We start from the raw sequence: 19333 nt of genomic DNA on the forward strand, positions 1-19333 counted from the left end.
ACGTCAGGCACAGCTCCATGCGCACCAGCCGCCTCCTGTGTCCCGCCCTCGTCCTCGTTCCGGCTCTCGTCCTCGGCCTCGCCGGGTGCACGTCGTCCGACGCCGGAGGCACCGGCCAGATCGTCCTCGCCGACGCCGTCGAGCTCGGCGGCTACAACCCCCTCGACGGCTACGGGACACTCGGCGTCTCGCCCCTCTACGAGGGTCTCCTCCGGCCGTCGGCAGCGGACAGCTCCCGGGTACCAGACCTGGTGCCGGCGCTCGCGAGTGAGCCCCCGCGCGCGGTGAGCCCGGGGGTCTGGCGGCTGCCGCTGCGCGAGGACGTCCGATTCTCCGACGGCTCGGCACTCGACTCCGCCGACGTGGTCGCCACCTACCGCGCGCTCACCGACCCCGCGGTCGCCTCGTCGGTGAGCGCGGCGATCGGCCCTATCTCCGAAGTCGCGGCCGAAGGTCCGCACGCGGTGACCGTCCACGTGACCGGCGAGGCCGATCCGTCACCGTATCTGCTGCTGGGCATCGTTCCCTCGGAGAAGGTCGAGAACCGTCCGGCCGCGGATTGGGACATCGGCAGGCATCCGGTGGGCACCGGCCCGTACCGACTCGAATCCCTGCAGCCCGATCAAGCGGTCTTCGTCGCGCGCGAGGACTACTGGGGTCGGCGCCCGCCCTGAAGAAGGTGGTCTACACCTACACGCCCGACGACAACGCCCGGGCGCAACGGATCGTCAGCGGCGAGGTGTCGGGAGCGAACCTGCCGCCCAAACTCGCGAACAGTCTGGCGGACCGATCCGGCGTCACGGTGGTCGACGCCGACTCCGCCGACTGGCGCAGCGTGAGTCTGCCCTCGCAGAACGCGTTCACGGCGGACGTCGCCGCCCGGCTCGCGATGAATCTCGCGGTCGATCGCCGTGCGCTGGTCGACGATGTGCTCGGCGGTCGAGGCGCCCCTGCCGCCACCCCGATCTCGGCGGTCTACGGCGAGAACTACGAGCCCGCCGCCCAGTTCACGGTCGACGTCGCTCGCGCGGGCACGATCCTCGACCGCGCCGGGTGGGTCCGCGGGCCGTCGGGCGTCCGCCGGCGCGGCGGCGACAAGGCCGAGTTCACACTGCTCTACCCCGCCGACGACACCCTCCGTCGCGACCTGGCGGTCGCGTTCGCCGCCGCGGTGAAACGCGTCGGGATCTCCGTGGATCCGCACGGCGCCAGCTGGGACGAGACCGAATCCCGGCTCGCCGACGACGCGGTGCTCCTGGCCGGCGGCGAGTTCCCGTACAGCATCGATTCCCAGGTCTACTCCGCACTGCACACCCGGACGCCCGGTGCGTCGCCGTTCTCCAATCCAGGCGACTTCGGCTCTCCGGAGATGGACCGCCTGCTCGAACAGGCGCGCGCGAGCGCTCCGGGGCCGGCGAACGAAGCCCGCTACCGCGAGATCCAGCGGCTGTACCGGGAGGTGCCGTCCTCGGTGTTCCTCGCCTTCGTCCATCATACCTACGCCGTTCGCGACGACGGCTGGCGCTACGATCCCCCGGTGCTGGAACCGCATGCTCACGGGGTGGTGTGGGGGCCGTGGTGGAACCTGCCGTCCTGGCGGCGGTGAGACGATGACCATCGCGCCGAACCGGCCCGCCGTACGGCGACCGGCCCCGATCGACGAACCGCCCGAACCGCGCGCCGGCCGATCCCGGACGCGCCGCGCGGGCCGACTGCTCGTGCGCCGCGCCCTCATCGGGGTCCCGACCGTCGGCCTCATCTCGCTCGGCATCTTCGCGCTGGCCGCGGCATCACCGTTCGATCCCCTCACCGCGTATCTGGGCAGCAGGTATCAGAGCGCGACGCAGGCTCAGCGTGAGGCCACCGTCGCCGCCTATCACGTCGATCAGAGCTGGTGGTCGGCGTGGTGGCAGTGGTGCGCGATGTACTCAGCGGCGACCTCGGCTGGTCCTCGACGCTGTCCCAGCCGGTCGCGACGGCGCTCACCGAACGCCTGCCCTTCACCTTCGGCATGGCCGCGGTGAGCTTGACGCTGGCGACCGTGATCTCACTGTCGGTCGGGACCGTGGCGGGCATGCGGAGGGGCGGACTGCTCGACCGATGCTGCACCGCGGGCGCCACCGTTCTCGCCGCCGTCCCGCCGTTCGTGGTTTCGCTGGTGCTGGTCACCGTCTTCGCCGTCGGTCTGAGCTGGTTCGCGTCCTCGGGTGCGCGAACCCCGGGCAACCGCTACTCGCCGTCGGATCTGCTCGCGCACGGCGTGCTGCCGACGGTGGCGCTGACCGTGTCGATGATCCCGTGGCTGCTGTTGACCACCCGGGCCTCGGTGGTCGAGGCGACGGGCTCGGATGCCGTCCTCGCGGCGCGTGCGCGCGGGATCAGCGGGATGCGGCTGCTGCGCGGCCACGTGCTCCCGGTGTCGGTGCTGCCGACGCTCGCACTGATCGGGACCCGGCTGCCCGAACTGATCGCGGGCGCCGCGATCGTCGAGACCGTCTTCGGCTGGCCCGGACTGGCGAAGGCACTCGTCGATTCGGCCGTCGCACTCGACTTCCCGCTGCTCGCCGCGCTCACCCTGGGATCGGCGGTGCTGGTCATCGTCGGCTCGGCGCTGTCGGATGCGGCCGCCGCCTGGATCGACCCGAGGATCGGGCTCACCGCATGATCGGGCGAGTGAAGCTGCGCCCCGGCCGGACCGGATGGCTGGCGGCGGGCCTGGCGGCCGTCGCCGTCGTGGTGATCGCGCCGCTCGTCGCGGGCCCGCAGCAGCCCGACTTCGCGCGAGCGCTGACCGCGCCCGGACACGATTTCCTGCTCGGATCCGATCATTCGGGCCACGATCTGGCGATCCGGACCGCTCAGGGCCTGCAGATCTCCCTGCTCATCGCCGCGATCTGCGCCCTGGTGTCGACCGCCATCGGCATCGCCGTCGGCGTGGGAGCGGCCGCTTTCGGCGGCTGGTTCGACGCGTTGACCATGCGGTTGGTCGACGGTGTCAACGCCCTTCCCCATCTGGTGCTCGGGGTGGTCATCGCCGCGATGTGGCGGGGCGCCCCGCTCGCGATCATCGCGTCCATCGCGCTGACCCACTGGCCCGCGGTGGCTCGTGTGGTCCGCACCGAACTCCTGAGTCTGCAGACCGCGGGATGGATCGAGTCGGTGCGGCTCGCGGGCGCGGGCCGCACTTTCATCGCCACCCGGCACATGGTGCCCGCGGTGACCGGGCAGGCCCTGGTCGCGATGGTGGTGCTTCTGCCCCACGCGGTCTGGCACGAGACCACACTGTCGTTCCTCGGCGTGGGTCTGTCGCCGGATCGGGCGAGCCTGGGCACCCTGCTCGACGACGCCCGCGGCGACGTGCTCACCGGTGCGTGGTGGACGCTGGTGGTGCCGGGGCTGGCGCTGATCGCCGCCGCGCTCGCGGTGACGCGCCTGGGAACACTGGTGGCGCGGCGTCACCGACCGCCGGCCGGGAGCGTCTGGTGACGGCCGCGGTCGCCTCCCTGGCCGGCGTCACGGTGGACGTGTCCGCGGACCGGGGCCGGCGGCGCACCGCGGTGCGCGTGCTCGACGACGTCTCGCTCGAACTCGCACCCGGCACGGTCACGGCGCTGATCGGCGAATCCGGCTGCGGCAAGTCGATGGTCGCCTCGGCTCTGTGCGGACTGCTCCCCGTCGGCTCGGTCGCCACCGGACGCGTGCGGATCGGCGACCGCACGCTGGACCCTCGCGACTCGGCGTGGCATCGGGTACGCGGACGAGAGGTGGGCCTGGTCCCGCAGTCGCCGGCCACGAGCTTCACGCCGGTGCGGACCATCGGAAGCCACTTGTCCGAGACGGTGACGGTACTGGGCGCGGACCGCTCGGTCCGTGAACTGGCCGACGCGGTCGCGTATCCGGCGCGGGCGCTGGACCGGTATCCGCACGAGGTGTCCGGCGGGATGGCGCAGCGTGCGGCGATAGCCGCGGCCGTCGCGGGCCGGCCGCGAGTCCTCGTCGCCGACGAGCCGACCTCGGCGCTCGACCCCGAGTTGGCCGCGGCGACCTGGCGGTTGCTCGCCGGAGCCGCGGCCGACGGCGCGGGCGTCCTCGTCGTCACCCACGACATCGAGACCCTCCGGCAGGTCGGCGTCTGCGATGCGATCGCCGTGATGCGCGAGGGCCGACTGCTCGCCCGGTTCTCAGCCGGCGAGTTCGACGGCCTCGCCTCCACGTCAGCGTCGGACGCGGCGGACGCTGCGTACTCTGCGGACGCGACGACGCGACTGACCGACGACGAGTACATCGCGCAGTTCCTGCAGGAGGTCCGGTGATCGAGGCGAAGGGTTTGACCGTCTGCTACGACGGTGTCGAGGTGGTGAGCGACGTGGACGTCGACGTCCGTCCCGGCTCGATCACCGGTGTCCTCGGGCGGTCGGGCAGCGGCAAGACCACGCTGCTGCGGGCTCTCGCCGGCCTGGTCCGGCCCGCTCGCGGATCGGTCACGTACGACGGATCGGTCCGTCCGAGGCCGGGATCGATCGCCATGCTCGCGCAGCATCCGCGACAGGTGGCCGATCCCCGATGGACCCTGGCCCAGACCATCACCGAACCGGCGCGGATCGCCGGCAGGCGCGCCGAGCGCGACACCGCCGCCGTCGCGGCGCAACGCGCCGGGCTCGCCCTCGATCTTCTCGACCGGTTCCCGCCACAAGTGAGCGACGGTCAGCTCCAGCGCGCCTGCCTGGCACGAGTGGTCGTGCAGCGTCCGGGATACCTGCTGTGCGACGAGCCGACGGCGATGCTCGACCCGATCTCGGCATGCGCCGTCGTCGACTTGATCAGCGCGCTGGCGCGCGACGGGGTCGGCGTCGCACTCGTGAGCCACAGCCGCGCGCTCGTGCGAGCGCGCAGCCGATGCGTGCTGGATCTGTCGGACGACGCTGCGGGTCAGCTGCCGGCCGTCGGCCGGACCGACGTGGAACCCGTCACCGACTCGTCGTCGTTGTAGGCGCAGGCCCCCTGTTCCACCTCGTCCATGCGGTCCTCGTCGGCCGGGTCCACCCGCAGCCCGACCGTCCACTTGATGAGAAGCGCGATGATCAGCGTCAGGACGAACGAGTAGCCGATGACCGCCAGCAGTGCCACCACCTGGTGTCCGAGCAGTGCCCCGCCTCCCCCGAAGAACAGCCCGTCGTGGCCCGAGTCGTTGATCTCACGGCTGCCGAAGAAACCGACGGCGGGGGTGCCGAGAACGCCGCCGACGAAGTGGACGGCGATCACGTCGAGCGCGTCGTCGTATTTGAAGACGTCCTTGAGCCGCAGCGCCAGGTGGCAGACGGCGCCCGCCAGCACGCCGATGACCAACGCGCTGACGGTGCTGACGTATCCGGCCGCGGGAGTGATCGTCGCCAGTCCGGCGACGCCGCCGGTCACCGCGCCGAGCACGGTGGCCTTGCGGGTCAGGACCCATTCGATGAACAGCCAGACCACCAGTGCCGCCGCACCGGCGACGTGCGTGTTCAGCAGGGCCTGCGCGGCGAGCCCGTCGGCGCGCAGGCCGTCGCCCGCGTTGAACCCGAACCAGCCGAACCACAGGATTCCGGCGCCGACGATCACGAACGGGATCGAGTGCGGCAGCGGAGCGCGGTTCCCGAACACCTTCCGCCGGCCGAGCACCAGCAGCAACGCGACCACGGCGGCTCCCGCCGACGCGTGCACCACAATTCCGCCGCCCAGTCCTGCGCTCCGAGTTTCACCAGCCAGCCGCCCGGGTTCCACAGCCAGTGCGTGATCGGCGGGTACACCACCACCGACCAGGCGATCAGGAACACCACCCACCCGAAGGCCTTCAACCGGCCGACCACCGCGCCGGTGATCAGCGCGGGTGTGATGATCGCGAACATCATCTGGTAGGCGACGAAGGCGAGCGTCGGAATCGCCAGATGCGTCGCGGCGTCGACCACGTGACGCGGGTTGGTGGGCACCGACCCCAGATCCGAGAGCCCGAACAGTTCGAGATCGCCGGTGACCCCGCCCTTCGACGGCCCGAACGCCAGGGTGTATCCGATGACGACCCACGTGAGAGTGACGATTCCGATCGGCACGATGTTCTGCTGCATCATCGTCAGCACGTTCCGCTTGCTGACCATGCCCGCGTAGAACAGCGCCAGACCCGGTGTCATGAACAGCACCAGGGCCGCGCAGATCAGCACCCAGCCGGTGTCACCCGGACTCACTTCCAGGGACGCTCCGGCGGCCAGCACGCTCGCTGAAGGTTCAGACATTCACTCGTCTCCTCGGCTTGTCGGAGTCTGCAGGCTCCTCCTGCAGGGGGTTGGCGAAACCGCGGGCGGGGTGAGCCGCGGCCGTCGTCACTGCTGGCCCCGCCACAGTTGTGCGGGGCCGATCGGTGCACCGAGCACTTCCTCGCGCACGATCGACCAGAAGGCCCGGACCCGTTCGGTGACGGGCTGGCGCTCCACGCCGAGCACCTTGAAGATGAGTCCGCAGTCGCCGGGGAGCCGGCTAGCGCCGCTGTAGGCGCCGTCGATGAGGCCGGTCGGCACTCGGACCAGGATGGCCTCGGCGTGCTCGGGCGGGGTCAGCACGACAACGTTGCCGAAGACGTCGTAGCGCCCCATGGCGCCGGGATGGCGGATGGGGCTGCGCTGCGGTTCGATCAGGATCTTCTCGGTGAACAACCGCGTCCCGTCGGGGCGCCGCGCCTTCATCAGCGAGGAGAAGACGTCGTACCCGAAGACCTCGTCGGCGCGGTGGTGCTTGCGGCCGGACAGCACGATCTCCGAGGACAGCAGGGTCGCCGACTCGGCGATCTCGATGTCGCTCGTCACCACGTACCGCGAGTTGCGGTGCGGGATCGTCGAACCCGGGAGGTACTCGACGTAGGCCCCGTCGCCGAGCACGAAGGTCTGCGCGTGCACGGCGTAGTTGGCGTCCATCTGCTGCACCTTGGTGGCCGACTGGGTGGTGATGTGGACGCGCGTATCGGTCTCGGCCACGACGTCGACCGACAGGCGGTCGCCCTGCACCACTCCGCCGGAGGTGGAGACGATGCAGACGCACGCCATGTCGGGGACGGCCTCGTCCCAGTACAGGGCCTGCTGCACCAGCAGCGGCGTCTGGCGGTACAGGTCGGCGAGAACGGTTCTGCCACGCCGTTGTTCGAATCGCATTCGCAACGCACCGATCTTTCCGGGGGTGCCCACCCGGGCCTGTCTGGGCTGATCCTGGTAGATCGCCAGCTCGGGCAGGTCCACGGCGCCCACGGCCTCGGTCAGCCGCCGACGGAGTCGAAGAGGACTCCGTGGGCGATCAGGTCGACGACCTCTTCGACACCCTCTCCGGTCTTGCAGTTGGTGAACACGAAGGGCTTACCGTTGCGCTGCGCGGCCGAATCGCGTTCCATCACCGACAGATCCGCGCCGACGTACGGCGCCAGATCGGTCTTGTTGATGACGAGGATGTCCGACTGCGCGATGCCCGGACCGTTCTTGCGCGGGATCTTGTCGCCGGCGGCCACGTCGATCACGTAGATGAAGAAGTCGACGAGGGCCGGGCTGAAGGTGAGCGTCAGGTTGTCGCCGCCGCTCTCGATGAACACGATGTCGGCGTCGGGGAAGGTCGCCTCCATCTCCTCGACCGCGGCCAGGTTCATGCTCGGGTCCTCCCGCACCGCGGTGTGCGGGCACGCGCCGGTCTCGACGCCGACGATCCGCTCCTCGATGAGCACCCCTTTGAGCGCCTTCTGCACGTGCTTGGCGTCCTCGGTGGTGACGACGTCGTTGGTGATGATCAGCACGCTGGTGCCGCGCTCCACGAAGTGCGGCGTGATCGCCTCCAGCAGTGCCGTCTTGCCCGAGCCGACGGGTCCGCCGACGCCGATGCGAGTGGTCTTCTTCATTGGGTCCTCAATTCAAGAACATGCGTACGTGCGATCGGACGTGGATCGGCGCGAAGATGTCGAGCATGGGAGCGAACGTGGACATGTCGTCCAAGCTCAGGTCTTTCACCGCGTGGTAGTCCTCGTCGGCGGTCGCGCCGACATCGAAGAGGATCTGCTGGGTGTCCATGTGGTCCACGCGAACCACCCGCAGCGCCGCTCCCACCACGGTCGCGGCGACGCCGTACTGGTGGATGCCGAACGACTCCTGTTCGCCGGCACCGATTTCGGCGAGCACCAGGGCCCGGGTGGCGGGATAGGTGCCGGGCACCTCGCCCGATTTGATCCGCTCGAGCCAGTCGGCGATCGGCGCCAGACGGAGTCCCAGTTCGGCGAGCTTGCGGCCCATCCGCGTCACCATGACGCGGCCCTCCTCGTTGAGCTTGCGCTCGATCACCGCGAAGTCGGCATCCGCGAGCCCCGCGTCGTCGCAGGCGAGCGCGGCGCGGTGCGCGTGCAGCACGGCGATGCCGTCGCAGGACGCTCCCTGCTTCACGCACACCTGCACGAACTGCCGCAGGCTCTCGGCGTCGGTGACCAGGCCTTCGGCGACGGCCGTCTCCAGGCCGTTGGAGAAGGAGAACGAGCCGACCGGCAGCATCGTGTCGGAGAACTGCATCGCCCGCATGAAGCGGGTGATGTCGGGGACGGCGCCGGTCTCGGTCACGTCAGTGGTCGTCACCGGCGTGGCCGTGCGGATGCGTGTGGGTGTGGCCCCCGCCCTCGCGGGCCGCACCGCCGAACAGCCGTCGAGCCTCGTGCGGCGCGATGTACGGGATCACCTCGGCGCCGGGGATGAACCGGTGCACCACGCCCTCGAGTGCGTGCGTGCGCATCACCGAGTTCATCACCGGCTGCGCGACGGTGAGCGGCACGTACACCTTGACGCCCTTGACCACGGCGGGCCAGTGCGGGTTGCCGATCGCATGCCCCAGCTCCAGACAGGTCTGGATCACGGTGTTCTCGTCGCGTCCAGCCACCTGGCTCAGGTCCACCTCCATCACGTCCTGAAGGGTGATCCGGGCGATGATCGCGGTCTTTGCGTCCTCGTCGTATTCGAGCACGTCGCCGTCGCGGAGCTGCACGCCGCGGTCCAGCGACACGGCCACCTCGTCGCCGTTGGCGGTGGTCCGCCACAGCCGCGACTTCTGCGCCTCCCACTGGTCGAGGAAGACGTAGTCGCAGTCGGCGTCGGCCAACCGCGCCTTCCATTCGTCGTCGTGCTCGTTGCCGAGAATCGACTCCACGACGTTGAGCCCGGTCGCCGGACTTTTCATGAAGAGTTGCCTCCGTAATGCGGTCGGTAGCGGGTGCGGTCAGCTGATGAAGTTCAGCTGAAGAAGTACAGCTGGTTGAGACTGATGTGGGTGGCCGGTTCGACGTACGCGTGCTCGCCGTCGACGGTGACCGCGAAGGTCTCGGGATTCACCTCGATGTCGGGTATGTAGTCGTTGCGGACCATGTTGTCCTTGCTGATCTCACGGGTGTCCTGGACGGGGATCACCTGGCGTTCGAGTCCGTACCGTTCGGCGATCCCCGACTCGTACGCCGCCTTGGAGACGAAGGTCGCGGACGTCTCCTGCAGGGTCTTCCCGTAGGCGCCGTACATCGGGCGGTACATCACCGGCTGCGGGGTCGGCAGGGACGCGTTCGGATCACCCATCGCATGCCAGTTGATCACTCCGCCCTTGATGACGGTGCGGGGCTTGGCGCCGAAGAAGGCCGGCTCCCACAGCACCAGGTCGGCCATCTTGCCCGGGGCGATCGAACCGACCGAGTGGGCCAGACCGAAGGTGATCGCCGGATTGATCGTCACCTTGGCGACGTAGCGGAGCACGCGGAAGTTGTCGTTGCCCGGCGCGTCCTCGGGCAGCTTGCCGCGGGACCGCTTCATCGCATCGGCCATCTGAACGGTGCGCAGCCAGTTCTCGCCGATCCGGCCCATCGCCTGCGAGTCGCTCGACACGATCGAGATGACGCCCATGTCGTGCAGCACGTTCTCGGCGCCGATCGTCTCGGCGCGGACGCGGCTCTCGGCGAAGGCGACGTCGGACGGCACCAGCGGATTCAGGTTGTGGCAGACCATGATCATGTCGAACAGCTCCGCCTGCGAGTTGATCCCGTAGGGCAGCGTCGGGTTGGTGGACGCGGGCAGCACATTGCGTTCCGCGGTCACGCGGAGCAGGTCGGGCGCGTGACCGCCACCCGCGCCCTCCGAGTGATAGGTGTGAATCGTCCGGCCGTCGAATGCGGCGATGGTGTCCTCGACGTAGCCGGCCTCGTTCAGCGTGTCGGTGTGGATCGCCACCTGGATGTCGTAATCGTCGGCGACGGCCAGCGCCGTCTTGATCGCCTCCGGTGTGGAACCCCAGTCCTCGTGGATCTTGAGACCGCCCGCCCCGGCGAGCAGCTGCTCCTCGATCGGCGGACGCCGCGACGAGTTGCCCTTGCCGCAGTGCAGGACATTCACCGGCAGACCTTCGTTGGCCTTGAGCATCATCTCCAGATTCCATGCGCCGGAGGTGATCGTGGTGCCGTTGGTTCCGTCGGTGGGACCGACGCCGCCGCCGATCAGCGTGGTGATGCCGCCGGACAGTGCGGTGTACGACTGCTGCGGCGAGATCATGTGGACGTGCGAGTCGAGGCCCGCCGCGGTGAGGATCAACTGCTCGCCGGAGATCGCATCGGTGGCCGGCCCGGTGATCAGGCCCGGCGTGACTCCGTGCATGGTGGACGCGTTGCCCGCCTTGCCGATACCGGCGATCTTGCCGTCCTCGATACCGACGTCGGCCTTCACCACGCCCAGTTCGGCGTCGATGATGACGACGTTGGTGATGACGATGTCGAGGGCGCCGGTGTCGCTCGTCGACGACGGGTCCTGGCCCATACCGTCGCGCAGCGTCTTGCCTCCGCCGTAGATGGCTTCGTCTCCGATGACCCGGAGGTCCTTCTCCACCTCGACGTACAGATCGGTGTTGCCGAGGCGGATCTTGTCGCCGGCGACCGGACCGAAGAGTCCCGAGTAATCCTTCCGAGAAATGCTGGTCATCACTTGTCCTCAATTTCTGACGTACGGGCTTGTGCGGGCTGTGGCGCGGACTTGAAGCCTCGCTGCTCGAGCAGGTCCACCACGTGCTGATAGCGCGGCCGGTAGATGTCGCGCACCGGAGCCCAGCCGTTGACGATGCCGTTGAACCCGTACACCCGGCTCTTGCCGGCGAACGGAACCAGCGTCACGTCCTGTTCGTCGCCCGGCTCGAATCGCACCGCGGTGCCCGCCGGAATGTCCAGGCGCCATCCGAAGGTGGCGGGCCGATCGAACTCGAGTGCCCGGTTCGCCTCCGTGAAGTGGAAGTGTGATCCGACCTGGACCGGCCGGTCACCGGTGTTGCGCACGGTGATCTTCTGTCGGGGCCGCCCGACGTTGAGCTCGATCGGCTCGTCCCGCAGGACGTACCCGCCCACCGGGACTCCCGAGGGCACCCCATCGTCGTTCGTCGAATTCTCCGAGGCCATGCTGCGCTACCCTTCGTAAGCTCGCCGAGTGGTGGTCAACGAATCGGATTGTGGACCGTCACGAGACGGGTGCCGTCGGTGAACACGGCTTCCACTCGGACCTTGGTGATCATGTCGCCGACGCCTTCCATCACGTCGTCGACGGTGAGGACGTTGGCGGCCTCGCTCATGACCTGTTCGACGGTCTTGCCGTCGCGAGCGCCCTCGAGTGCGGCGGCGGTGATGATCGCGACTGACTCGGGGTGGTTCAGTTTGAGCCCGCGGGCTTTTCGACGTTCGGCCACCATCGCGAGATTCAGAATCGTCAGCTTGTCGAGCTCACGCGGCGTCAAATGCATGCCATCCCCTTGAAAGACATCGAGCGGTGATCCCGCCGCCGTCTCCGCACGGAAGACCGCGGTGTGACTCATGTGATTTGAACTAGCACCGGCTCCGACTCGCCGCTGAGTTCTGGACAACTCGCCCGAAGACCGGCGCACGGTAGCACCCGATGGCGCGGAATGTGTTCCAGATCAGTGGATTTCGGCCGTCCGAATGGTCACGCCACTTTCCGGCGTCGACGACCCCACTCGGCGATAAGACCTCGCCGTCAACCGTAGGTGCGGCGCACGGCGTCCGACTCGGTCGGCAGCGGCTGATCAGGGCACTTCTCGAGAACCCGGGAGATCGCGTCCTTCTCGGCGCCGGTGACCCACAGGCGGTACTTGAGTTTGACCGCCACCTGCCGCGCCACGTATGCGCAGCGAAAGCTCTTGTTCGGCACGAGCCAGGACGCCGCGTCCGAGTCGGACTTGGCGGAGTTGGGGGCGCGCGTCGAGGCGATCAGGTTCAGCGGATCGTTCGAGAAGGCGATCCGCTCGGCCCGGCTCAACTGCTGTGCGCCCTTCTGCCACCCGTCGCCCAGGCTCACGACGTGGTCGATCGGCACCAATGCCGATGTCTTGTTCCCGCGCACGAATTCGACCACCGAGCCGGTGTACGGGTCGTGCAGAGTCCCTGACTGCACCACGCACGGCGGCACGCGGGGCGAGGTGCCGCGGACCTTGCACGTCACATCGGTCAGATCGCGGGAGAGGATGTCCTCCCGCGTACTCAGCCCGTTGCGACCCCAGGCGGCGGTTTGGTCGTCGGTCCATGCCGGACCGAACTCGGCGCGCGCGTACCCCGTCTTCGGCGCCCGCCCCTTGACCGCGAGTCGCGCCAGCCCGGCCCGCGCCGTCCCCACGGGAGCGGGCGCCTGCGTCTCCGGCTCGACGGCCCCGGACGGGGACACCGGTACGGGAACGTGCGAGCGCGTCACCGAGGGAGTTGCCGGAGCCTGCGCGGCGGGCGCGGGCAGCGAGCATCCGGACACCAGGCCGGCGACGAGCGCTCCGGAGGCGACTGCCAGAGCTGTCCGTCGCGGCCTCCTCGTCATTCCCACATGCGCGAGAGTAGACGGCGCCTCGGACACCGGAACCAGCGAGTCTCGACTGCCACTCAAGACTTCCCCGGCGCCCCGTGCGTTAACCAGAAGTGAGGTCAGGTTAACTTCGGGTGTCCGGATCTCCGCGGAGCGCGGCGCGCACCAGATATTCACAGCAAACCCGCAGTTAAAACGCACTTTCTTTCATGCACGAACGGCACTGTGTTCGTAGCCACCACCGCAGGTGAATGTGATTCGGGTCTGCATAGAGATACCGATTCGACCGGTTGTGTAACGATTTTCTGGCATCGCCCGATGCGGCCAACTCCTACCGAAAGGCGAACACATGTTCCCCGCTCTGACCCAGTTCTTCAACGACTTCACCGTCTTCGGCGGCGACCTCCTGCACGTCGCCATCACCATCGGTTTCGGCGGATAGGCCACCGTTGGACGCCGGTACGCGGCCCCTCGACGCAGGGGCTTTGCGTACCGGCGTTCGCGTCCTGTTAGACTGATCTCCGGTCGTCGGCAAGACGCTCAGGGGCTATGGCGCAGTTGGTAGCGCGACTCGTTCGCATCGAGTAGGTCAGGGGTTCGATTCCCCTTAGCTCCACAGAAGTGAGGCCAGGTCAGAGGAAATCCTCGACCTGGCCTCACTCGTTCTCACGGCCGCATCCCCGGAAGCGCTTCCGCCAACAGACGAGCGATGAGAAGACGGCGCACGCCACCGCCACGCTGATCGGCACCGCCCACGCGATCACGCCGAGACCAGCCAAGATCAGCAGCATCACCAGGGGCACGAACAGCGGGAGGAGCGAGCCCGCACCGGGCCACGAGCTCATGAGCCGTCGCCGGCGGCGGCGTCGGGTAGGTGGACGCGCCGCGCGTGATCGACGAACTCCGCCAACGCACGCCACGGGTCCGCTACCTGTGCGGCCCCCCGACATGCCCGCAGGATCATCCCGCCACGCGCCGCGCACTGCGGCGCTGATCTCAGCGTCATCACCCGTGACCTGTACGGAGAGTTCTTCCATCCGGCTCACGAGCTTCTGCACGCGCGGGTCGTCGGCGGTCGCACCGGACAGGCGCAATTCCTCGACTCGTCGGTACAGATGAGGCCATTCGATCTCGGTCCGGTAGGCCAGGCCCGGACCGGTCTCCGCCGCTGCGGCAGCGAGGCGCTCGCGTTGCTCCCCGTTCAAGTGGCGGTCGAGCACCTCGCCCGCGCCGGTGCGAGCCGCTCGCATGAGCCGCAGCATCTCCGCAGGGTCGACGCACTCGACACTGGCGTCCCCGGCGGCGACCACTGCGGCCAGTCGTTCCCGCAACCGGCCCAGAGCGATCAGTTCCGCATCGACGCGCCGGAGTTGATCAGACAGCACCCGTAGCGGGGCGAGCCATCTCGTCCCAGTGATGCAGGGTCCGCACCGTCAGTCCGCTCGTCTCCGCGACCTGACCGGCGCTCCACCGCTTCGACACGTTCGCCATGTCTCCACCATGCAACCTCACGTCGCGTGAGGTGCAAGCCGCGCGAGACACACCGCGCGTGAGCTCCACCCCGAACTCCGGAAATCGGACGCTACCTGCGGTTTCGTGTCTCACCTCACAAACTGGGCGAGGCGCCGTCGTTGACCTGCAATATCACCGAACTACTACAAAGCACCATAGGCGCTTGGTAACGACCTAATAACGGTATCGCGACGAACTCATGTACGTTCGTCCGCAGTCCTCGAACAGCCGCCGTTCGCGGCCCGAATCGCCTGCGTGGCCGGCTGTCGAGAGGAAGCCACCCTCCCCGACACCAAGGTCTGACCATGCATCCGAATCGCAAACCGCTGAAGTCCGCCCTGCTCGTCGCGGCCGGCCTGGTTCCGGTCACCGGAGCCCTGATGGGCGTGACGTCGAGTTCCCCGGACCGCGTGGCATCCTCCGACCACGCCGCGGCCTCGACGCCCATCCGTGCCGAGGCCGACCCCCGTCCGGCACCGTCGACCACCCAGACCCCAGTCCGGCCGGTCGCCGCCACACGGCACGCCACCCCTCCCGCACCCGCGCTGCCCGCCTCGGTGACGACCGGCGTGATCCCGCGCATCAACTTCGAGGCCTACCGCTCGGCTGCGGCCACGATGGCCAAGACCACGCCCCGATGCCATATCGATTGGAAGCTGATCGCAGGCATCGGCCGGGTGGAGTCGCAGCACGCCAACTTCGGTGACGCCGACTCGCGCGGCCAGTTGCGGCATCCGATATACGGCCCCGTCCTCGACGGCTCGCTCGCCGGCAACCAGGTCATCGCAGACACCGATGGCGGACGTCTCGACGGCAACGCACAGTACGACCGCGCCGTCGGACCGACCCAGTTCCTCCCCGCGACGTGGGAACACTATGCGGCCGACGGCAACGGCGACGGCAAAGCCGACCCGCAGAACCTCTTCGACGCGGCACTGACGACGGCGCGCTACCTCTGCGACGAGAACCTGGACCTGGCCGATCCGGCCGGGCAGAGCCGCGCCGTCCTGCGATACAACAACTCCGCCGAGTACGTCAGCAACGTCCTCGGATTCGCGCGGAGTTACTGAGCGCGCCATTCCACCGCGCGCGTCCGTTCACGCGACGCCGTTCTGTCGTCCGACTAGACGACTTAAGCCGGTTTGTCCGACCCTTCGCATACCATCCCGGATGTCCGACTGAGGGGTTTCATCCCTCAGGCAACACCTTTCACAGGAGTCCGAGATGACAAACCCCGAGTCGCAGCCTCAGCAGCCGAATCCGTACGGTCAGCAGCCGAATCCTTACGGTCAGCCGTACCCGTACGCCCCGCAGCCGCCGGCGAAGAAGCGAAAGAAGTGGCCGTGGATCGTCGGCGGACTGGTGGTGCTGTTCATCGCCGTGATCGCGGGCTGCTCAGCAATGGTCGGCGGCGTCGCGAATGAGATCGACAAGGCCGCGAACAGCACCGCCACCGTCACCTACCGGGTCACCGGCGGGGGTACCGCGTCGGTGACCTACAGCGACAAGGACTTCAACATGGCCCAGGACACCGCAGCGCAGCTGCCCTGGACCAAGGACGTGACCCTGCAGGGGTTCGGCAAGATCGCCAGCCTCACCGCCACGAACGACTTCGAGGCCGACGCGAGCCAGACGATCACCTGCGAGATCCTGGTGAACGGCCAGGTGAAGAACACCCAGACCAGCAAGGGTCCGGCGGCCACCGCGAACTGCACCTACAGCGTTCCCACCGAGGAGAGCCAGCCGAGCAGCTAGTCGCCCGGGTTGTCCGCAGGTCCCGTCGCCATGACGGGACCTGCACGCCCCGGCCCACGACGATAAGCTCAGCGGCATGGCGCTCAGTGATACAGAGGTCGCGACGGTCCTCGACCGCGCGATCGCGACGATCGACCCGATGCTCGACGTGCTCATCACCGCCGATCCGCTGGACCTGAAGCCTCGGACGCACGCCTTCCAGAATCCGCGGAACTGCCTCGACCGCAGTGCCGTCGCAGCGTCCGGCGTTCTCAACGTCCTCGACTGGCCGGGTACCGCCGGATGGGACGACCTGCCACTGCGCGACCACGCCGACTGGTGGGTCTCCCGCATCGGTCTGGTGACGACCGGCGGCGTCGCGTTCCCCAGCATCTTCGGTCCCTGGACCAAGAAGCTGCCGATGTCCGATTACCTGGGATTCGCCAGCCAGGCGCTGGTGCTGCGTGCGGTGAGCCGTGAGTACGGCGTGGTGTCACGCGACGCCGCGGTCACGATGCTCGCATCGATCCTGTTCGGCCGGAACCTCGATGTCCGACTCGAATCCCCTGCCGACGCCGAACCCTTCGACGACGGTTCGACCCGCCGAGAGAAGGCGTTCGTGTCCCGGCTGTGGAGCGTTGGCCGCACCCTTCACGACCTGTCCCGGTCGCTCGGCGATCGACCGGGCTCTCCACGCCTGTTGAGCTGGCTGGGCTGGATCCCGTTCGTCGGCGGCGCCGCGAGCTATCTCGGTGAACTCATCGCACTTCGCCGCGCTGCCAAACTGTGCAGGGAATGGGTAGTCGCCCACCCCGACACGATCAGCACCGGCGAGCAGCCCTGACAGCGTGCATCTCGCGGAAGACGCCTACGACTCCTCGTCGTCCTGAGAATCGGCCGCCGCGTTGCGCGCGGCGGCGATCTCCAGCGCACGACGCGCCGTCGCCTCATCCGGATAGGGTCCCATCCGATTGAATACGTTGCCGATCTTGCCCTGCGTCACGTTGCCCGTGGAGAGATCGAAGTACCACTGGTCGTCGTCGCTCATGTCTCCAGCCTAGGGCGAATCATGCCGCACGGCAGCGTTACACAGCCGTTCGACGGAACTGCAGGCTGTCGTGATCATCGTCGGCGCTGTCGTCGTACTCGGACTGGTAGGCGAAGTCGTAAGTCGGGAGATGGTCGAAGGCCGGGTCCTCGTCGTCGATCTCGAGGACGATCGCTCCGCCGGGCCGGCGGAGGCGTGCGGGCGGCTCCATGTAGGTGGGTTCGGCTCGACGAGACTGCAGCCGCTCGTCCTCCAACCGCTGACGTCGGCGGCGAGCCGCGCGCTGAGCAGCTCGCGCGTGCTCCTCACGCACTGTTCTGCGCAGGAACACCAGGTACAGCGAGAACACCGCGACCATCGCGACCGCGGCGATGATCCCCCACGGCCGGAAGACGAATGCGCCGACGATAGATCCGATCGTGAGCACTGCCAGGATGAGGACCATCCGCTGCCGTTCGCGGTACTGCATCCGCTCACGTTCGGCCACATGGTCCGGTCCGCGCCCGCCGCGACCGCGGAGTTCGCGCGCCGTCGGAGCAGACCCCGCGTCGTCGTCCAGGACGGAGCCGAACTCGCCCGCCGCCGCTGCATCGTCGTCATCGTCCTGCGCGTACTCGTCCTGCGCGTACTCGCTCTCGTCGTCCTCGGTGTCGTACTCGTCGTACTCGTACGCGTCCTGGTCGTCCTCGGCGTGCTCCTCGTACTGGTCTTCCTCGAACACCTCGCCGTCGTTCGCCTCGTCGTATGCCTCGTCCACCGGGATCTGATCCGCGTCACGCGCGGCCTGTGCCTCGTCGAGGTCGACCACGTCCGCTACAACCACCGGGATCTGGTCGGTCATCTCGACCGCCGACAGGACGTCCACGTCCGGCCCCGCCTCAGACTCCGCCTCAGGCTCCTCGGCAGACTCTTCGGCGTCGACCATCTCGGCGTCGTCCAGTCCATCCAGGTCGGCGTCGTCGAGTTCGACATCGACCACATCGTCGTCCTCGGTCTCCGCCGGTGTCTGGTCTCCGGCTTCGTCGACGAGCTCCGCGTCGACGGTCTCGATGACCCCCGAATCGGCCTCCAGACGGTCGACGTCGTCATCCCGATCGTCGACTGCCGCATCCGCTTCGTCCGCCGCTTGCGTCGCGGAAACGGCCGTGACGTCGGCCTTGCGCTGCGCGGCCTTCGCCTGTTCGGCGGCCTTCGCGGCGGCGCGCTGGGCGGCGCGCGCCCGAGCCGCGGTCCTGCTCGACGTCCGCCGACTCGAGCCGCCACGGTGCACCAGGCGGGTGTTCGCAGCCGCTTCGGTTGTCTTGCGGGCCTGAGGCCGACCGCGCAGCACCATGGGGACCAGCACGAACAGCCAAACTGCGATCAGGGTCACCCACAGCACAGAAGTCGGCATGACCGGCAGCTCCTTTCCGGGTCGAGCGACGAGTATCCACTCCACAGGGTAGGAACCGTCCGACGGCGTGCGGCTCAGGCGCGCCGGGGAACTTCCATTTCTCAGCGAACGATCAGCACCTCAGACGGCGTGGGCGCGACCGGCGCGGATCAGTGTGTCGACCGCGCTCCCCGACACCTCGTCGACGGTGAGCCCGAACAGCAGATGGTCGCGCCACCGCGCGTTCACATCCATGTACCGCTTCAACAATCCCTCGCGACGGAAGCCGATCTTGGTCAGCACCGCCTGCGACGCCGCGTTCTCCGGCTGCACGGTGGCTTCCAGCCGGTGCAGTCCGACCGGCCCGAAGGCGTGATCGACACCCAGCGCCACGGCGGCCGAGGCCACGCCACCGCCCGCCACGTCGGAATCGACCCAGTACCCGATCCACGCGCTGCGCACCGCCCCGCGCTGAACGTTGCCGATGGTCAGCTGCCCGGCGTACCGTCCGTCCACCTCGATCACGAAGGGCAGCACCGTTCCGCGCTTGGCCTCGGACTTCAGGAGCGAGAACAGCGGCGCCCAGGACGACGGCTGGTGGCGCGCGTCCCACGGCCCCTGGCCGGTCGGTTCCCACGGAAGCAAGTCGTTCTGGTTCTTGATCCGCAGTCGACTCCACTCGCCCGCATCACGCATCCGGATCGGGCGCACGCGAACCACACCGGACTTGACCCGGACGGGTCCCAGCTCCGCCGGCCAACCCGGGCTCCGCGGCGAATCGACCAACCACCTCAGCACAGGGCGATT

At 68.4% G+C, this 19333-nt stretch carries 18 protein-coding genes, 1 tRNA gene and 3 pseudogenes; 9 read left to right on the forward strand and 13 right to left on the reverse strand.

The annotated features are described in order from the left end of the window. Positions 1-17 precede the first annotated feature (17 nt). The 5 genes and pseudogenes from ABFX36_RS00335 to ABFX36_RS00355 all read left to right on the forward strand — a co-directional run bounded on the left by ABFX36_RS00335 (position 18) and on the right by ABFX36_RS00355 (position 4990). Positions 18-1606, forward strand: a pseudogene (locus tag ABFX36_RS00335) (ABC transporter substrate-binding protein). A gap of 4 nt (positions 1607-1610) precedes the next feature. Further along, positions 1611-2665, forward strand: a pseudogene (locus ABFX36_RS00340) (ABC transporter permease). Continuing rightward, entirely contained in the window at positions 2662-3486 is an 825-nt protein-coding gene (locus ABFX36_RS00345) for an ABC transporter permease (RefSeq protein ID WP_278126368.1), read from the forward strand. Before ABFX36_RS00340 ends, ABFX36_RS00345 begins: the two are co-directional and overlap by 4 nt. Beyond that, on the forward strand, positions 3483-4313 hold the full coding sequence (locus tag ABFX36_RS00350) for an ATP-binding cassette domain-containing protein (protein WP_346074666.1): 831 nt from the start codon (positions 3483-3485) through the stop codon (positions 4311-4313). Before ABFX36_RS00345 ends, ABFX36_RS00350 begins: the two co-directional genes overlap by 4 nt. Further along, the gene (locus ABFX36_RS00355; protein WP_045540044.1) at positions 4310-4990 is read left to right on the forward strand and encodes an ABC transporter ATP-binding protein; all 681 of its coding nucleotides are present in this window, start codon (positions 4310-4312) and stop codon (positions 4988-4990) included. The genes ABFX36_RS00350 and ABFX36_RS00355 overlap by 4 nt, the downstream gene beginning before the upstream one ends. Here the strand turns inward: ABFX36_RS00355 and ABFX36_RS19015 are convergent. From ABFX36_RS19015 to ABFX36_RS00405, 9 genes and pseudogenes are all read right to left on the reverse strand, one after another. Beyond that, positions 4930-6266, reverse strand: a pseudogene (locus ABFX36_RS19015) (ammonium transporter). The gene ABFX36_RS00355 and the pseudogene ABFX36_RS19015 overlap by 61 nt on opposite strands. An 87-nt stretch (positions 6267-6353) precedes the next feature. Then, the gene (locus tag ABFX36_RS00370) at positions 6354-7268 is read right to left on the reverse strand and encodes an urease accessory protein UreD (RefSeq protein WP_052692460.1); all 915 of its coding nucleotides are present in this window, start codon (positions 7266-7268) and stop codon (positions 6354-6356) included. Between the two features lie 8 nt (positions 7269-7276). Beyond that, the gene (gene ureG, locus ABFX36_RS00375) at positions 7277-7903 is read right to left on the reverse strand and encodes an urease accessory protein UreG (protein WP_006894749.1); all 627 of its coding nucleotides are present in this window, start codon (positions 7901-7903) and stop codon (positions 7277-7279) included. A gap of 7 nt (positions 7904-7910) precedes the next feature. Next, positions 7911-8624 carry an urease accessory protein UreF gene (locus ABFX36_RS00380; protein ID WP_231875742.1) on the reverse strand — a complete coding sequence of 238 codons (714 nt, stop codon included), beginning with the start codon at positions 8622-8624 and terminating at the stop codon, positions 7911-7913. Beyond that, the gene (locus tag ABFX36_RS00385; RefSeq protein WP_006894747.1) at positions 8611-9219 is read right to left on the reverse strand and encodes an urease accessory protein UreE; all 609 of its coding nucleotides are present in this window, start codon (positions 9217-9219) and stop codon (positions 8611-8613) included. Before ABFX36_RS00385 ends, ABFX36_RS00380 begins: the two co-directional genes overlap by 14 nt. 53 nt (positions 9220-9272) lie before the next feature. Beyond that, complete coding sequence (locus tag ABFX36_RS00390; protein ID WP_346074668.1) at positions 9273-10991, reverse strand: urease subunit alpha; 1719 nt, start codon at positions 10989-10991, stop codon at positions 9273-9275. Further along, on the reverse strand, positions 10991-11458 hold the full coding sequence (locus ABFX36_RS00395) for an urease subunit beta (protein ID WP_062367637.1): 468 nt from the start codon (positions 11456-11458) through the stop codon (positions 10991-10993). Before ABFX36_RS00395 ends, ABFX36_RS00390 begins: the two co-directional genes overlap by 1 nt. Positions 11459-11493: 35 nt before the next feature. Continuing rightward, entirely contained in the window at positions 11494-11796 is a 303-nt protein-coding gene (locus ABFX36_RS00400) for an urease subunit gamma (RefSeq protein WP_006894743.1), read from the reverse strand. A 251-nt stretch (positions 11797-12047) separates the two neighbouring features. Continuing rightward, positions 12048-12875: an HNH endonuclease family protein gene (locus ABFX36_RS00405; protein ID WP_081598052.1), complete on the reverse strand. Its 828-nt coding sequence runs from the start codon at positions 12873-12875 to the stop codon at positions 12048-12050. A 528-nt stretch (positions 12876-13403) separates the two neighbouring features. Between ABFX36_RS00405 and ABFX36_RS00410 the strand changes: the two genes are divergently transcribed. Then, positions 13404-13476 (forward strand) — tRNA-Ala (locus ABFX36_RS00410). Positions 13477-13516: 40 nt separating this feature from the next. Here the strand turns inward: ABFX36_RS00410 and ABFX36_RS00415 are convergent. Next, positions 13517-14245, reverse strand: a complete 729-nt coding sequence (locus tag ABFX36_RS00415; RefSeq protein ID WP_045540197.1) for a hypothetical protein — start codon at positions 14243-14245, stop codon at positions 13517-13519. 432 nt (positions 14246-14677) lie between these two features. Here ABFX36_RS00415 and ABFX36_RS00420 point away from each other — a divergent pair, with 432 nt between their 5' ends. From ABFX36_RS00420 to ABFX36_RS00430, 3 genes are all read left to right on the forward strand, one after another. Then, a complete protein-coding gene (locus tag ABFX36_RS00420) occupies positions 14678-15442 on the forward strand; it encodes a lytic transglycosylase domain-containing protein (RefSeq protein ID WP_006894717.1) in 765 nt (254 codons plus the stop codon). A 154-nt stretch (positions 15443-15596) separates the two neighbouring features. Next, positions 15597-16127: an MmpS family transport accessory protein gene (locus tag ABFX36_RS00425; RefSeq protein ID WP_006894716.1), complete on the forward strand. Its 531-nt coding sequence runs from the start codon at positions 15597-15599 to the stop codon at positions 16125-16127. Between the two features lie 76 nt (positions 16128-16203). After that, positions 16204-16950: a hypothetical protein gene (locus ABFX36_RS00430; RefSeq protein ID WP_006894715.1), complete on the forward strand. Its 747-nt coding sequence runs from the start codon at positions 16204-16206 to the stop codon at positions 16948-16950. 24 nt (positions 16951-16974) lie between these two features. On the opposite strand, the gene ABFX36_RS00435 is transcribed toward ABFX36_RS00430, so the two are convergent. The 3 genes from ABFX36_RS00435 to ABFX36_RS00445 form a co-directional block, all read right to left on the reverse strand. Beyond that, positions 16975-17154 (reverse strand): hypothetical protein, encoded by a 180-nt coding sequence (locus ABFX36_RS00435; RefSeq protein WP_006894714.1) that lies wholly within the window; start codon positions 17152-17154, stop codon positions 16975-16977. A gap of 37 nt (positions 17155-17191) precedes the next feature. Beyond that, positions 17192-18547: a gephyrin-like molybdotransferase receptor GlpR gene (locus tag ABFX36_RS00440; protein ID WP_346074669.1), complete on the reverse strand. Its 1356-nt coding sequence runs from the start codon at positions 18545-18547 to the stop codon at positions 17192-17194. A gap of 120 nt (positions 18548-18667) precedes the next feature. Continuing rightward, the gene (locus tag ABFX36_RS00445) at positions 18668-19324 is read right to left on the reverse strand and encodes a GNAT family N-acetyltransferase (RefSeq protein ID WP_039866720.1); all 657 of its coding nucleotides are present in this window, start codon (positions 19322-19324) and stop codon (positions 18668-18670) included. Positions 19325-19333: the final 9 nt, after the last annotated feature.

The organism is Gordonia cholesterolivorans, from assembly GCF_039531975.1.
Lineage (GTDB): Bacteria > Actinomycetota > Actinomycetes > Mycobacteriales > Mycobacteriaceae > Gordonia > Gordonia sihwensis.

Bases quoted from the DNA above. Each gene is read 5' to 3' on its own strand.
- ABFX36_RS00405 (WP_081598052.1), bottom strand. From the start codon at position 12,875: ATGACGAGGAGGCCGCGACGGACAGCTCTGGCAGTCGCCTCCGGAGCG.
- ABFX36_RS00390 (WP_346074668.1), bottom strand. From the start codon at position 10,991: ATGACCAGCATTTCTCGGAAGGATTACTCGGGACTCTTCGGTCCGGTC.
- ABFX36_RS00425 (WP_006894716.1), top strand. From the start codon at position 15,597: ATGACAAACCCCGAGTCGCAGCCTCAGCAGCCGAATCCGTACGGTCAG.
- ABFX36_RS00395 (WP_062367637.1), bottom strand. From the start codon at position 11,458: ATGGCCTCGGAGAATTCGACGAACGACGATGGGGTGCCCTCGGGAGTC.
- ureG (WP_006894749.1), bottom strand. From the start codon at position 7,903: ATGAAGAAGACCACTCGCATCGGCGTCGGCGGACCCGTCGGCTCGGGC.
- ABFX36_RS00440 (WP_346074669.1), bottom strand. From the start codon at position 18,547: ATGCCGACTTCTGTGCTGTGGGTGACCCTGATCGCAGTTTGGCTGTTC.
- ABFX36_RS00435 (WP_006894714.1), bottom strand. From the start codon at position 17,154: ATGAGCGACGACGACCAGTGGTACTTCGATCTCTCCACGGGCAACGTG.
- ABFX36_RS00385 (WP_006894747.1), bottom strand. From the start codon at position 9,219: ATGAAAAGTCCGGCGACCGGGCTCAACGTCGTGGAGTCGATTCTCGGC.
- ABFX36_RS00420 (WP_006894717.1), top strand. From the start codon at position 14,678: ATGCATCCGAATCGCAAACCGCTGAAGTCCGCCCTGCTCGTCGCGGCC.
- ABFX36_RS00430 (WP_006894715.1), top strand. From the start codon at position 16,204: ATGGCGCTCAGTGATACAGAGGTCGCGACGGTCCTCGACCGCGCGATC.
- ABFX36_RS00345 (WP_278126368.1), top strand. From the start codon at position 2,662: ATGATCGGGCGAGTGAAGCTGCGCCCCGGCCGGACCGGATGGCTGGCG.
- ABFX36_RS00400 (WP_006894743.1), bottom strand. From the start codon at position 11,796: ATGCATTTGACGCCGCGTGAGCTCGACAAGCTGACGATTCTGAATCTC.